Below are 13,626 nucleotides of genomic sequence, written 5' to 3'. Positions count from 1 at the left end.
GTCCTCGCATGTCCAAGGCGGGCCCGGCGCATCTGCGCAAGCTTCTGTACATGCCTGCTGTTGTGGCCAGGCGCTGCAACCCACACATCAAAGCCCTGAACGACCGGCTGCTTGCCAAAGGCAAGTCCAAGATGGCGGCGATCGGTGCAGCAATGCGCAAACTGGCGCACCTGTGCTTCGGCGTTGTCCACTCCGGCAAGCCCTACGACCCAGAATTTGCGATGTAGGGCTTGACGGTGAAGACGGTATCTACGGTCAGTCCGAATACGGGTCCGGATAGCCCAGCGCTTCCATGATGTCGCGCTCCAGCTGTTCCATCTCCTCGGCTTCCTCGTCATGCTCGTGGTCGAAGCCCTGGGCATGCAGCACGCCGTGCACCACCAGGTGGGCCACGTGCTCCTCGACGGTCTTCTTCTGCTCGTCGGCCTCGCGCTGCAGCACGTCGGTGCACAGCACGATGTCGGCCTGGACCGGTTCCTCGTCGCCCAGTTCCTCGCCTTCGTTGTAGGCGAAGGTCAGCACGTTGGTGGCGTAGTCCTTGCCGCGGTATTCGCGGTTCAGCGTCCGGCCTTCCTCGGCGTCGACGAAGCGGATGGTCAGCTCGGCGGGGCCGAGCAGCGACAGGTCCACCCAGCGGCGCAGGTCCTGTTCGGTGATCAGGCTTTCGAGGCGCGGATCGGCGAACTGGACTTCGAGCTCGAGCTTATGTTTTTTTTCTTGCATGTTTCACCGGTGTGGGTTTGGGAAGGGCGCCCAGGTCCTGGACCGAGGCGTTGGTCTCGTACGCATCGATAATACGCGCAACCAATGGGTGGCGCACCACGTCCGCGCTCGAGAACTGGGTGAAGGCGATCCCGCGCACGTCCCTGAGCACGTGCATGGCGTCGACCAGGCCGGAGCGCTGCGTCTTGTGCAGGTCGACCTGGGTCACGTCGCCGGTCACCACCGCCTTGCTGCCGAAGCCGATCCGGGTCAGGAACATCTTCATCTGCTCGACCGTCGTGTTCTGCGCCTCGTCGAGGATCACGAAGGCGTGGTTCAGGGTGCGGCCGCGCATGTAGGCCAGCGGCGCGATCTCGATCACCTGCTTCTCGAACAGCTTCTGGGTGCGGTCGAAGCCCAGCAGGTCGTACAGGGCGTCGTACAGCGGGCGCAGGTAAGGGTCGACCTTCTGGGTCAGGTCGCCGGGCAGGAAGCCCAGCCGTTCGCCGGCCTCGACCGCCGGGCGGGTCAGGATGATGCGCTTGACGGCGTCGCGCTCCAGCGCGTCGACGGCGCAGGCCACGGCCAGGTAGGTCTTGCCGGTGCCGGCCGGGCCGATGCCGAAGCTGATGTCGTGCTCGAGCACCGCGTGCAGGTACTGGATCTGGTGCGGGGTGCGGCCGCGCAGGTCGCTGCGGCGGGTCTTGAGGATCGGGCTTTCGGTGGCCTGCGATCCTTCCTCGTCCTCGTCCGCGGCCGCCTCGGCGGTCTGGTCGGCCAGGGCGTCCTGGCCGATGCGCGGCTTCAGGCCGGCGCGCTGCTCCACCAGGGCCAGCTGGACTTCCTCGATCGGGACGACCTTGTTGGCGACGGCGTAGAAGCGCTCCAGCAGTTCGACGGCGCGCTCGGCGTTGGCGCCGCTGACGATGAATTTCTCGCCGCGCCGGAAGACGGTGACGTCGAGCGCGGCCGAGATCTGGCGCAGGTTTTCGTCAAGCGGACCGCACAGGTGGGCGAGCCGCGTGTTGTCGAGCGGCTCGGGGATGAAGTACGAGGGCTGGGTAGGCTGGGTTTTCAACTGGCTTTGGCAATCGTATGGAGGTTAGCGACGAGTTCGCCGCGCAGGAAGTAGTCGTGGCTGGCCACGATGCGCACGTCGACCAGCTGGCCGGCCAGGTCGCGGCCCGCCGGATCAGGCAGGAAGTTGACCACGCGGTTGCTTTCGGTACGGCCCTGCAGCTGTTCCGGATATTTTTTCGACATCCCTTCGACCAGGACGCGCTGGACCGTGCCGACCATCGCCGCGCTGTACTTGCGCGTGTTGGCGTCGATCAGGGCCTGCAGGCGCTGCAGGCGGGCCAGCTTGACCTCGTGCGGGGTGTCGTCCTCGAGGTTGGCGGCCGGGGTGCCCGGGCGCTTGCTGAAGATGAAGCTGAAGCTGTTGTCGAAGCCGACGTCCTCGACCAGCTTCATCATCGCTTCGAAGTCGGCATCGGTTTCGCCGGGGAAGCCGACGATGAAGTCGGACGAGATCGCGATATCCGGGCGCACCGCGCGGATGCGCCGGATGATCGACTTGTATTCGAGCGCCGTGTAGCCGCGCTTCATGGCGCCGAGGATGCGGTCGGAGCCGTGCTGGACCGGCAGGTACAGGTGATTGACCAGCTGCGGAATCTTCGCGTAGGCGTCGATCAGGCGCTGGGTGAATTCCTTCGGATGGCTGGTGACGAAGCGCAGGCGCTCGATGCCGGGGATCTCGGCGATGTATTCGAGCAGCAGCGCGAAGTCGGCCACCCCGCCATTTTCCATGGCGCCGCGGAAGGCATTCACGTTCTGGCCGAGCAGCATGATCTCCTTCACGCCCTGCGCCGCCAGGCCGGCCACTTCGGTGAGCACGTCCTCGAAGCGGCGCGAGACTTCCTCGCCGCGCGTGTACGGCACCACGCAATAGCTGCAGTACTTGCTGCAGCCTTCCATGATCGAGACATAGGCCACCGGACCCTCGACCTTGGCCGGGGGCAGGTGGTCGAACTTTTCGATTTCCGGGAAGCTGATGTCGATCTGGGCCGCGCCGGTCTGGCGCCGCTCGCGGATCAGCTGCGGCAGGCGGTGCAGGGTCTGCGGACCGAACACCACGTCGACGAAGGGCGCGCGCTTGACGATCGCCGCGCCTTCCTGCGAGGCCACGCAGCCGCCCACGCCGATCACCAGTTCGGGCTTGTCGCGCTTGAGTTCACGCAGGCGGCCCAGGTCGGAAAACACTTTTTCCTGCGCCTTTTCGCGCACCGAGCAGGTATTCAGCAGGATCACATCGGCATCCTCGGGCTTGTCGGTGCGCACCAAGCCATCGGACGAGCCGAGCACATCCACCATCTTGTCCGAGTCGTACTCGTTCATCTGGCAACCGAATGTCTTGATAAATACTTTTTTTTGCATGGAATGCTGTCGTGAAAAGAGGGAGCTGCTGCTCTGGCAAGGCGGGCGCCCAGTTTACCGTAAATCGGACTGGGCCCGGAGAGCGGCGCGTGTGGCCCCTGGTTTTAATTCCTTGAGGAACGGTAAGTTTCTTAACCTAAAGTTCTTATCAAGCTGTTCAGATTGTTAAATATGGATTCTCTGCAACACCATCAGGTGATGTCAGTAAGTAAAAAATGGTATGAAGTATTTCTTCTTGTAAATCAATGGCTTCCACTCACATTAGAGTGTGCGAAATAGGTGAAAGAAATCTCTTGCGTGCGCCACAAATTGCCCTCATGTGCTGAAATGCATGTATGACAAGCTTTCCCAACGTTAGCTTGATTTCAGACAATGGGTCACATGCGCCGGTTCTGTACTTTCACGACGTATGAGTCTGATAATTTGTTGGAAAGACAAGTACGCAAGTGGGAGTGGACGTGGGAGCAAGTGCGAGCCGAAACTTTTGCTTAAGGGATTTTTCAGACTCGCGCTGTGTAATCCCGAACAAGGTTCCAGGAACTGATGTTGATGAAAAGCAGTCTTTAACAAAAGTTCGTAAAGGAACTATTTTAACCAAACTCGTGAGGTAATCATCATGGCACAACAGCATCATGCTCTGTCTTCGCAGGAGAGTTACAACCCGAATCATCTGCTGGACATCCTGCTCGGTAAAATGCAGCTGAAGAATGACGCCGCGCTGTCGCGCATGCTCGAAGTTGCGCCGCCAGTCATCAGCAAGATCCGTCACCACCGCCTGCCGGTCGGCGCCTCGCTGCTGATCCGCATGCACGAAGTCACCGGAATGAGCATCCGCGACCTGCGCGACCTGATGGGCGACCGCAGGACCAAATACCGCCTGTCCGATGCCCAGGGCCGTCCGAAGCCCGAAGAAAAGGCAGCCCAGGCCGCCGCCGCCGCCGCCGCGGCAGCACAGCAGCAGGGCCAGCCGCAACAAGGTCAGCCACAGAACGAAGCCACGCCGTCCTCGACCGGAAACTATGCGCACTGATGCCGCAGGCATGACAGCCTCACCTGTCATGCCTTCCGCACCAGTGGGGTGCGGCGCCACATCATAAGTGGGGCGCCGCACCGGTTTTTTCTTGTTCAGGCCAGCAGGATGGCCGTCATTTCCTCGAACTGCAGTTCGGTCTCGCGGAACACCTGCAGCCATGCTTCTTCCGCCAGCCCGAGCGCCGTCCAGGCCACGCTCGAGACCACTGGCGCCAGCTGGTCCGGATCGCCCGCCAGGTCGAGCGCATGCGCGACGGCATCGGCCACGTGGACGATCGTGGCCAGGAAGCCCGCGCCGGCCTGTTCCGGTTCATGGTGAAACGCGATCGCCTGGCGCATCGTGTCCGAAAAATTCCATTGCTCCGCCAGCGCCACGCCTGCCGCCACATGGTCGAGGCCCAGCACCGCGCGCTCGGCGGCCAGCAGGCCGCAGTCGCTGCGCTTGCGTTCGGCCAGCACGACCTGGTAGTGCTCCGGATAACGGGTCACCAGCACCAGGCGGCCGATGTCGTGCAGCAGGCCGGCCGTGAAGGCGACGTCCTGGTTGAAGCGCACCCGGCGCGCCAGGATCCGCGCGCAGGCTGCGCTCGCGATCGAATGGCGCCAGAACGCCTTGTCGCTGAATCCGGGACAGCGTCCGCTCGGGAAGCAGCCCGTCATCGCGGCCGCGGCGATCAGCTTGCGCGTGGTCTGGAAGCCGAGGAAGGTCATTGCCTGCTGGATCGTGGTTGCCTTGACCTGCAGCCCGAAGGCGGAGGAATTGGCCAGCCGCAGGGTCTTCGCGGTCAGGGCCTGGTCGTTCGCGAGCTTCCTGGCAAGCACCGAAATGTCGATGTCTTCCTCGATGCTGCCCAGCAGCTCCATCACCACGGCGGGCAGCGAGGGCAGGTCGTCGAGGCCCGCGGCCAGGTCGATGGCGGCCGGCGCGCTCATGGCGCCACCTCCTGCTGCGGATGGCGGCCAAGCCGGTAATCCTCGATGTAGCGGCGCAGCAGGCCGGTGGCCCAGTCGCCATGGTTGTCGCGTTCGTTCTTGCGGAACACATGGTCCAGCCTGGCCTGGACGGCGGCCAGGTCGACCGGCGCCTGGCGCGACGGCGTGCGCAGCACCGCCACCGTGTCGATGCCATGCCGCGCCAGCGACGCGATCGTGCTCTCCGCCAGCACGGCCCCGCCGGCCAGCAGAACCATGCCGTTGCGGTCTAGCAACTCGCTCGACAACACCATGCCCGGTTTCAGCTGGGCCAAGGGCAAGAGCTCATAAGCATCGCTCATCGTTTCCTCCAGTCAATTACCTGCCGATCTTAGCACCCGCTTATGCATCGCAGGTGACAGCCAGCAAGACTGTCGCGTTCTTGCCGCAGCGCGCGCCGGATGGTGGTGGAAATGAAATATTGTATTCTTGCCTATTCATAAAATCGGAACTACCCAAAGGAGACCCATGAAACTGTATTTCAGCCCCGGCGCCTGCTCCCTGCCCCGCATATCGCCCTGCTCGCCACCGGATCGCCTTTCCAGACCGAAAGGGTCAGCCTGCGCACCAAGCTGACCGCCGGCGGCCAGGACTACCGCCAGATCAATCCGAAAGGCGCCGTGCCGGCCCTGGAGCTGGACCATGGGATGGTCCTGACCGAAAACGCCGCGCTGCTGCTGTACGTGGCCGACCAGGCGCCGGAGTCGGGCCTGGCGCCCGCGGCCGGCAGCTTCGCGCGCTACCAGCTGGTGGAGTGGCTCAGCTACCTGGCGAGCGAGGTGCACAAGCGCTTCTCGCCGCTGTTCACGCCCGGCGTCACCGAACAGGGCAGGGAAGCCGCCTGGGCCGCCCTGGCCGCTCCGCTGGGCTTCCTGGCCGCCAGGGTCGACGGCGAGCGCAACCTGATGGGGGCGCCGTTCACGGTCGCCGATGCCTACCTGTTCGCCATCCTGAACTGGGTCGGATTCGCGAAACTCTCGCTCGCGGACTGGCCGAGCCTGCAGGCCTACCATGCCAGGATCGGGGCGCTGCCCGTGGTGGCGGAGGCGATGCGCCGCGAAGGCCTGCAATGAAGCGCGCGCCGCGATCCCCAAGTCGAGGTACCATGCGCGGATGAACAGCAAGCGCTACATCGCCTTACTGCGCGGCATCAATGTCGGTCGTGCCAAGCGGATTGCGATGGCCGACCTGCGCCAGCTGGTGAGCGAACTCGGCTATACCGGCGTGCGCAGCGTACTCAACAGCGGGAACGTGGTGTTCGACGCCGACGCTACCGATCCTGTCCAGGCCGCCCATACCATCGAAGAAGCACTCGTGCTGCGCCTGGGCGTGGCGGCGCGGGTATTCGTGCTGGCGCACGACGAACTGGCCGACATCGTGGCCGACAACCCCTTGCTGCCGCTCGCCAATGACCATGCGCGGCTGTTTGCTTTCATCCTGCACGGAGAGGCGCCGCGCCAGCTGGTCGAGTCGCTGTGTGCGAAGGAGTGGGGCCGCGAGGCGCTGGCCCTCGGCCGGCGCGCGGCCTATGTGTGGTGTCCGGAAGGGGTGCTGGATAGCGCCGCTGCGGCGGCGCTCGGCAAGCAACTGGGAGATGGCACGACGTCCCGTAACTGGAATACGCTCCTGAAGCTGCACGGCCTGTGCAGCGGTAGCGCCCACCTGTCTTAAATACTCGCCCAGGAATAAATGTGTTTCTGGCTGCCATCACCGGCGCGGTGCTGCGTCGCCTCCTGCTTGCAGTGCTCGCACTGCGGCGCACTCGCCGCCTTGCACCGCATCCGGTTCTGATTGCCATTGTCACTCTTATTCCGGTCAAGTACTTAGGGGTGGCGCCAGCCGGACGCCGCCGGCGTCCTGTGAAGATTCGGTATCTCTACTTGAATTTCTCGCTGCTGTCCCGACTTGCACGGTAACCGATCAGGATCAAGCCCACCAGCATCATGGCGAAAACCTCGGGTTCGGGGAGTTCGGACATGTTGGACGGGGGCGCAACGACTTCGCTGCGGCTGGTCACGGAGAGATTGCGTACCGGCTGGGCGGTACGTATGGCCTGGGCCGCCTGGCCCGTCGTTGAACTGGTCGACACGAGATCGATCACGGCAGCCTGCGCTGTACTGAAGAGGCTCAGCGCCAGCACTGCCGCTAGTGCATATCTTTTCATAGCCGTTCCTTTTTCTGACTGGTCTTGCCACGGTCCGCGGGCGCGAATGACGGGCGCCCGCAGCCTTCCGAATCCGGAAATCAGAATAGCAAATTTATAGTAATGGACGCGCTCAATTGAACGGATGAGTTGCAGAAAGAAGTCAGCAGGTTGGTGTAAGATATGCGCACGTTGCGCGCAACTCAGCAATAAGTGGCGGTGTTGAAAACGCGGTGGGAGGCAGTTGAGAATATGGCAATGATTATCTTGTTTGATAATAAGTCAATGACAACAAGTCGCCCTTGTTTTGATAATCAAATAAAACTTTTTATAAATTGGACAATGATTTTCATTTCCAAAGTGTTCAGAAACGTTGTGTTCCCAGTTTTTTTCTCCGCAGGGTATACACCTCGGTTTTTTTTACAGGTATAGTCTCCTTATCCCATTGCCTTCGGGCATCAAAAAAATACCAAACTAGCACGTTTGGACCCGGGGGCGGACCCAATAACCATCACCGCAGTGATTCCCGCCCCGTGGCCACGCCGTTGGCCGCAGCCGCATGACGCGGTACCCAAGACCGAGAACGGCACCCGTAAGCAGCACTGTCGTACGACCCTTACTTGTAGAGTACCGAGATGCCCAACTTTGCCCGAATTCAGATTGCATTCAAGAACGTTTACGTCCGTATCGCCACAGCTCTCCTGCTGGGCTTGATGGTGGCGTTGGCGATCTATAAAGCGGACGCGCCGCAAGCGTCGAATCCTGTCATCCATTCGCAGAACATCGCCGAGATCACCCAGCTGGCGCAGCAGAAGGCGCGCCTGGAATATCTGCTGATCGCGCAGCCGCTGTCGGATTCGCCGCGCTATGTCTACAAGTTCAAGGACGCGGAAGCGCTGCACGTGGTGAAGGTGCCGAGCACCTCGCACCTGTCGCTCGAGCGCGAAGTCCTGCTGAAGAATGCGATTCCGTACTCGATCGCCAAGGACGAGTACCTGGCCAGCCACAAGGCCGTGATGGACGAGGGCGCGAGCATGCTCGACCGCACCTTCGCCTTCCTGAAGCGCCATGCGCTCGACATCGCCGTGATCATGCTGGTCCTGTACCTGATCAAGTTCGGCATCCCGGGCATGGGCATGAGCGCCTCCGTCATCACGCCGGACAAGCTCAAGGGCAGCATGGACGACCTGATCGGCATGGAAGACATCAAGCAGGAAGTCCTGCACCTGGAAGACATGATCCGCAACCGCGACGAGTACCAGTCGCACAACATCGACAAGCCGTTCAACGTGATGCTGACCGGTCCTGCCGGTACCGGCAAGACCAAGCTGGTCGGCTACCTGGCCAAGCGCCTGAACATGCCGATGATCTCGGCCTCGGGTTCGGCCCTGGAATCGGGCTATGTCGGCGGCGGTTCGAAGGCGCTGAACGCCCTGTACCGCAAGGCTTGCACGAAGGGCAAGTGCATCATCTTCCTGGATGAGGCGCAGAGCCTGTTCATGCCGCGCGGCCGCAGCGAAAAGAAGTGGGAAGACGATACCGCCAATACCATGCTGGGCCTGCTGGACGGCGTGAAGAGCGACAAGGGCCAGGGCGTGATCTGGGTCGTGGCCTCGAACTTCGACGATTCCTCGACCGAGATGGACGAAGCGATGCTGCGCCGCTTCTCGGTGAAGATCAACTTCCGCCTGCCGAACAAGACGGAACGCCGCGAACTGCTGCGCAGCTTCCTGGCGCGCAAGAAGGACGGCCTGGTCGACTACGACGACCTCGACCTGGACCAGGTGGCCGAGATCACCCAGAACCTGAGCCCGGCGCTGCTGGAAACCGTGGTCGAGCGCGCCAGCATGCTCTCGATCCAGGAAAAAACGATCATCAATACCGACCTGCTGTTCCGCGCCTACGAGCGCGCCACCATCGGCCTGACCGACCGCGCCACGACCGCCGAGAAGCTGCTGCAGCGCGAGCGCATCGCCCTGCATGAACTGGGTCACTTCTTCATGCAGATCGACCCCTGGCTGCGTCAAGGCATGAGCCTGGCCGAAGTGAAGGAAAAGTCGCACCTGCTGAAGATCAGCACCGAGGCGGTGTCGAAGATCGGCGCGCTGGGCTATGTGCTGCAGTCGGGCGAAGACATGTCGCTGCGCACCCTCGAAGAGCTGGAGCGCGACGTGGTCGGGCTGTACGGTGGTGTTGCTGCTGAGGAACTGTTCTACGGCGCACGCGGTATTTCGGTGGGCAGCCAGAACGACATCGAGAAGATCACCAAGATGCTGAACCTGATGGTGAACCGCCTGTCGATGTATTCGCGTTCGAAGATCGACTACAGCCAGCTGCAGAACGATGCCAGCGGCGAGCACACCCTGCGCCTGGTGGAGGAAAAGGCCGACGAGCTGTACAGCTACACCCTGAACGCGATCCGCGACTACAAGCAGGTGATGGAAACGCTCAAGGTCACGCTGCTGGACCAGTATGTGCTGTCGAAGGATGCCGTGTTCGCGCTGCTCGAAGAGCACAGCGAGCTGTTCATGGCTCCGCTGCACGGCCAGCGCCACGCCAACCTCAAGCTGTGCGCCGAGGAAGCCGCCGCCTGATCCGGATCCCTTGTGTTTCCCGCAACCCGCCCTGCGCAAGCAGGGCGGGTTGTTTGTTTCTTAGTGCACCGCGTGCTGGCGCAGGGTGTCGAGCACGTGGCGCGTCATGCTGCTGGCCAGTTCCTGCTCGCCCACGAAGACCTTGCCGCCGGTCTCCGCGCGCAGCAGTTCCGCCTCGCGTTCGTTATGCGTGCGCACCACGCAGCGCACCGACGGGTTGAGCATCTTCGCGATCTCGACCATCCGGCGCACATCGAAGGTGTCGGGCGTGGCGATGACCAGCATGGCGGCGCGCGCGATATGCGCCTGGATCAGCACCACCGGCTCGGCCGCGTTGCCGGCCACCGCCGGCACGCCGCGCTGGCGCAGCTGCTCGACCACTTCGCGGTTCTGTTCCGCCACCACGTAGTGCACGCCGCGCGCGGCCAGGTCGTCGGCGATGCGGCGTCCGACCCGGCCGTAGCCGACCAGCACCACCTGGCCGCTGAGCTTTTCGCGCGCGGTTTCCATCGGCAGTTCCGCCAGCGGGTCGGCCGGGCGCTCCAGCTTGCGCGCCAGGTGGGAATTCGAGCGCAGCCAGCGCTGCACCGGCTCGATCAGGGTGAAGATCAGCGGGTTGAGCGCGATCGAGATGATGGCGCCGGCCAGGATCAGGTTCTGGCCCAGCTTGGGCAGCAGTTCCAGCTGCATGCCGAGGGCGGCCAGGATGAACGAGAATTCGCCGATCTGGGCCAGGCTGGCCGACACGGTCAGGGCCGTATTCAGCGGGTAGCGCAGCCCCAGCACCAGCACGAAGGCCGCCAGCGACTTGCCGAACAGGATGATCGCGACCACGGCCAGCACGTGCAGCGGGTACTCGACCAGCACCATCGGATCGAACAGCATGCCGACCGAGACGAAGAACACCACCGAGAACGCATCGCGCAGCGGCAGCGATTCCTCGGCCGCCCGGTGGCTCAGTTCCGACTCGCGCAGCACCATGCCGGCAAAGAAGGCGCCGAGCGCGAACGAGACGCCGAACATCGCCGAGGAACCGTAGGCGATGCCGACCGCCGCCGCGATCACGGCCAGGGTGAACAGCTCGCGCGAGGCGGTCTTCGCCACGCGCCACAGGAACCACGGGAACAGCTTGCGGCCCACGATCAGCATGAAGGCCACGAAGGCGCCGACCTGCAGCAGGGTCTTGCCGAGCGCCGGCCACAGGTCGGCGCCGGCATCGCCCTTGCCGCCGAGCGGTCCGGCGAGCGCCGGCAGCAGCACCAGCACCAGCACCGTGACCAGGTCCTCGACCACCAGCCAGCCGACCGCGATCCGCCCGTTCATCGAATCGAGGATGCCGCGCGACTCGAGCGCGCGCAGCAGCACCACGGTGCTGGCCACCGACAGCGCCAGGCCGAACACCAGGCCCGCGCCCAGGCTCCAGCCCCAGAAATGCGTCAGGCCGATGCCCATCGCGGTGGCGACGCCGATCTGCAGCAGCGCGCCGGGCAGGGCGATGCCGCGCACATCGAGCAGGTCGCGCAGGGAGAAGTGCAGGCCCACACCGAACATCAGCAGCATGACACCGATCTCGGCCAACTGGGAAGCAAGGGCGACGTCGGCGACGAAGCCCGGCGTGGCCGGGCCGATCAGGACGCCGGCGGCGAGATAGCCGACCAGGGCTGGAAGCTTGAAGCGTACGGCCAGCATGCCGAAGATCAAGCCGAAGCCGAGTGCGGCGGCGATGGTGGTGATCAGACTGAGTTCATGGTGCATCCGTGGGGGCTCCTTATCGGGTTGATATCCCCACGAGTATAAGCGAGCGATGCGGCTGCGCCCCCGGAAATTTACGGAACGGTCGCCAGCGTCAACAGGACCTTGCGCACCGAGGCGCGCACCGCTTCGTACTGCGCGGGCCGCGCCTTGCGGTCGAGCCGGAACAGCATCAGGCCCTCGATCTGCGCCACCATCAGGATCGCGCGCTGCATGTATTCGTCGTCGTCGATGGCCGGGTTCAGGCCGCGGATCAGGTGGAAGATGGCCTTGCGCTCGCGTCCCAGCATCTTGCCCATCAGGCTGGAGGCGAAGGGGTGGCGCGAGGCCAGCGCCCAGATCTCGAAGAAGATCGCGTGCGTGACCGGGTCGGTGATCTCTTCCAGGAACATGTCGGCCGTGGTCAGGAAGCGCTCGACCGGCGGGCGGCCGGCCATCGTCATGGCGATCGCATCCATCTTGGCCTGGAACACGTCCATCGTGTAGAGCAGCAGCGCTTCGAGCAGCAGGTCCTTGCTGCCGTAGTAGTGCTGGACGTTCGACAGGCTCATGCCCGCTTCCTGCGCGACCCGGCGCATCGACAGCCCGGCATAGCCCTCGGCCGCCAGCAGGCCGCGCGCCGCCTGCAGGATGTCGTGGGCGCGCCCCAGCCCTTTTTCCGTGGTGCTGGAGGACTTGTTACGCAGGGCGCTGTCGAGAGTCGTGGTCATGCGTGCAATTATCGCATGCGCATGGAACAAAACAGGTCGGCTGACCTATAATCAGGAAATAATAGGTCGAGCGACCTAATCCATCACAAGGAGACAACAATGAGCCGCACAGTCTATGTCACCGGCGTGGGCATGATCCCGTTCGCCAAGCCGGGCGCCAGCAGCCCTTACCACGAGATGGGCGCGCAGGCGGCGCGCGCGGCGCTGGAGGATGCCGGGCTGGCCTACGGCCAGGTCGAGCAGGCCTATGCCGGTTATGTCTACGGCGATTCGACCAGCGGCCAGAAGGCCTTGTACCAGCTCGGCATGACCGGCATCCCGATCGTCAACGTCAACAACAACTGCTCGACCGGTTCGACCGCGCTGTACCTGGCGCGCCAGGCGGTCGCCAGCGGCGCCGCCGAGTGCGTGCTGGCGCTCGGTTTCGAGCAGATGAACCCGGGCGCGCTGGGCTCGGTCTTCACCGACCGCCCGACGCCCTTCGACGCCTTCGACGAGGTCACGGACCGGCTGGTCGGCAAGCCCGAGATCCCGCTGGCGCTGCGCTACTTCGGCGGCGCCGGCCTGGCGCACATGGAAAAGTACGGCACCCCTTTGGCCGCCTTCGCCCGCATCCGCGCCAAGGCCAGCCGCCACGCCGTGAACAACCCGCTGGCCCTGTTCCGCAAGGAAGTCAGCACCCAGGACGTGCTCGACGCGCCCGCCATCTGGCCGGGCGTGATGACGCGCCTGATGGCCTGCCCGCCGACCTGCGGCGCGGCCGCCGCGCTGCTGGTGTCGGAAGACTTCGCGCAGCGCCACAAGCTGCGCGCCGACGTCCACATCGCCGGCCAGGCCATGACCACCGACCGCCCCGGCACCTTCGACGCCAACGACATGATGCGCCTGGTCGGCTACGACATGAGCCGCGCCGCCGCGCGCCAGGTCTACGAGCAGTCCGGCATCGAACCCGGCGACCTGGATGTGGTGGAGCTGCACGACTGCTTCGCGCACAATGAGCTGATCACCTACGAGGCGCTGGGCCTGTGCCCGGAGGGCGGGGCGGACAAGTTCATCCGCGAGGGCGGCAACACCTACGGCGGCCAGGTCGTCACCAACCCGTCCGGCGGCCTGCTGTCGAAGGGCCATCCGCTGGGCGCGACCGGGCTGGCGCAATGCTTCGAGCTGGTCCACCAGCTGCGCGGCAGCGCCGGCGCGCGCCAGGTCGAGGGGGCGCGCGTCGCCCTGCAGCACAACCTGGGCCTGGGCGGCGCCTGCGTCGTCACCCTGTACCGCAATTGAGGGA

The 13,626-nt window shown here is 64.0% G+C and carries 14 protein-coding genes and 1 pseudogene; 7 read left to right on the top strand and 8 right to left on the bottom strand.

What is annotated here, in order from left to right; translation table 11 throughout:
* Positions 1–227 (top strand): transposase (locus H162_RS0122035; protein ID WP_040787835.1); only part of this gene is annotated, 227 nt, incomplete at its 5' end.
* A 28-nt stretch (positions 228–255) separates the two neighbouring features.
* Here the strand turns inward: H162_RS0122035 and ybeY are convergent.
* Genes ybeY through miaB form a run of 3 tightly spaced genes read right to left on the bottom strand, consistent with a single transcriptional unit; the run spans position 256 to position 3,138 of the window.
* Complete coding sequence (gene ybeY / locus H162_RS0122030) at positions 256–723, bottom strand: rRNA maturation RNase YbeY (RefSeq protein WP_020655663.1); 468 nt, start codon at positions 721–723, stop codon at positions 256–258.
* Positions 704–1,780, bottom strand: coding sequence for a PhoH family protein (locus tag H162_RS0122025; protein WP_020655662.1), 1,077 nt, complete (start codon positions 1,778–1,780; stop codon positions 704–706). Before H162_RS0122025 ends, ybeY begins: the two co-directional genes overlap by 20 nt.
* On the bottom strand, positions 1,777–3,138 hold the full coding sequence (gene miaB / locus H162_RS0122020) for a tRNA (N6-isopentenyl adenosine(37)-C2)-methylthiotransferase MiaB (RefSeq protein WP_026354940.1): 1,362 nt from the start codon (positions 3,136–3,138) through the stop codon (positions 1,777–1,779). Before miaB ends, H162_RS0122025 begins: the two co-directional genes overlap by 4 nt.
* Before the next feature lie 616 nt (positions 3,139–3,754).
* Here miaB and H162_RS0122015 point away from each other — a divergent pair.
* Entirely contained in the window at positions 3,755–4,168 is a 414-nt protein-coding gene (locus H162_RS0122015) for a hypothetical protein (RefSeq protein ID WP_026354939.1), read from the top strand.
* 95 nt (positions 4,169–4,263) lie between these two features.
* On the opposite strand, the gene H162_RS0122010 is transcribed toward H162_RS0122015, so the two are convergent.
* Together H162_RS0122010 and H162_RS0122005 are read right to left on the bottom strand one after the other, a co-directional pair.
* Entirely contained in the window at positions 4,264–5,103 is an 840-nt protein-coding gene (locus H162_RS0122010) for an HDOD domain-containing protein (protein WP_020655659.1), read from the bottom strand.
* Positions 5,100–5,444 (bottom strand): hypothetical protein, encoded by a 345-nt coding sequence (locus tag H162_RS0122005; RefSeq protein WP_026354938.1) that lies wholly within the window; start codon positions 5,442–5,444, stop codon positions 5,100–5,102. The genes H162_RS0122010 and H162_RS0122005 overlap by 4 nt, the downstream gene beginning before the upstream one ends.
* A gap of 192 nt (positions 5,445–5,636) precedes the next feature.
* Between H162_RS0122005 and H162_RS35360 the strand changes: the two are divergent.
* The 3 genes and pseudogenes from H162_RS35360 to H162_RS0121995 form a co-directional block, all read left to right on the top strand.
* Positions 5,637–5,789, top strand: a pseudogene (locus tag H162_RS35360) (thioredoxin domain-containing protein); the annotation flags it as partial.
* Positions 5,790–6,215, top strand: coding sequence for a glutathione S-transferase C-terminal domain-containing protein (locus H162_RS31570; protein ID WP_229452187.1), 426 nt, complete (start codon positions 5,790–5,792; stop codon positions 6,213–6,215).
* A gap of 40 nt (positions 6,216–6,255) precedes the next feature.
* Positions 6,256–6,813, top strand: coding sequence for a DUF1697 domain-containing protein (locus tag H162_RS0121995; RefSeq protein ID WP_020655655.1), 558 nt, complete (start codon positions 6,256–6,258; stop codon positions 6,811–6,813).
* 205 nt (positions 6,814–7,018) lie between these two features.
* Here the strand turns inward: H162_RS0121995 and H162_RS0121990 are convergent, their stop codons facing one another.
* On the bottom strand, positions 7,019–7,306 hold the full coding sequence (locus H162_RS0121990) for a hypothetical protein (protein ID WP_020655654.1): 288 nt from the start codon (positions 7,304–7,306) through the stop codon (positions 7,019–7,021).
* 614 nt (positions 7,307–7,920) lie between these two features.
* On the opposite strand from H162_RS0121990, the gene H162_RS0121985 reads away from it, so the two are divergent.
* Positions 7,921–9,879 carry an AAA family ATPase gene (locus H162_RS0121985; RefSeq protein ID WP_026354937.1) on the top strand — a complete coding sequence of 653 codons (1,959 nt, stop codon included), beginning with the start codon at positions 7,921–7,923 and terminating at the stop codon, positions 9,877–9,879.
* A 60-nt stretch (positions 9,880–9,939) separates the two neighbouring features.
* Here the strand turns inward: H162_RS0121985 and H162_RS0121980 are convergent, their stop codons facing one another.
* Both H162_RS0121980 and H162_RS0121975 read right to left on the bottom strand, forming a co-directional pair.
* Positions 9,940–11,634, bottom strand: a complete 1,695-nt coding sequence (locus H162_RS0121980; RefSeq protein WP_020655652.1) for a cation:proton antiporter domain-containing protein — start codon at positions 11,632–11,634, stop codon at positions 9,940–9,942.
* Between the two features lie 71 nt (positions 11,635–11,705).
* Entirely contained in the window at positions 11,706–12,341 is a 636-nt protein-coding gene (locus tag H162_RS0121975) for a TetR/AcrR family transcriptional regulator (protein ID WP_020655651.1), read from the bottom strand.
* 99 nt (positions 12,342–12,440) lie between these two features.
* On the opposite strand from H162_RS0121975, the gene H162_RS0121970 reads away from it, so the two are divergent.
* Complete coding sequence (locus tag H162_RS0121970) at positions 12,441–13,622, top strand: lipid-transfer protein (protein ID WP_020655650.1); 1,182 nt, start codon at positions 12,441–12,443, stop codon at positions 13,620–13,622.
* Positions 13,623–13,626 lie beyond the last annotated feature (4 nt).

The sequence above is a fragment of the Massilia niastensis DSM 21313 genome, assembly GCF_000382345.1.
GTDB lineage: Bacteria > Pseudomonadota > Gammaproteobacteria > Burkholderiales > Burkholderiaceae_D > Telluria > Telluria niastensis.
Note: the sequence above shows the minus strand (reverse complement) of the source record. Positions and strands in the feature narration are given on the sequence as shown.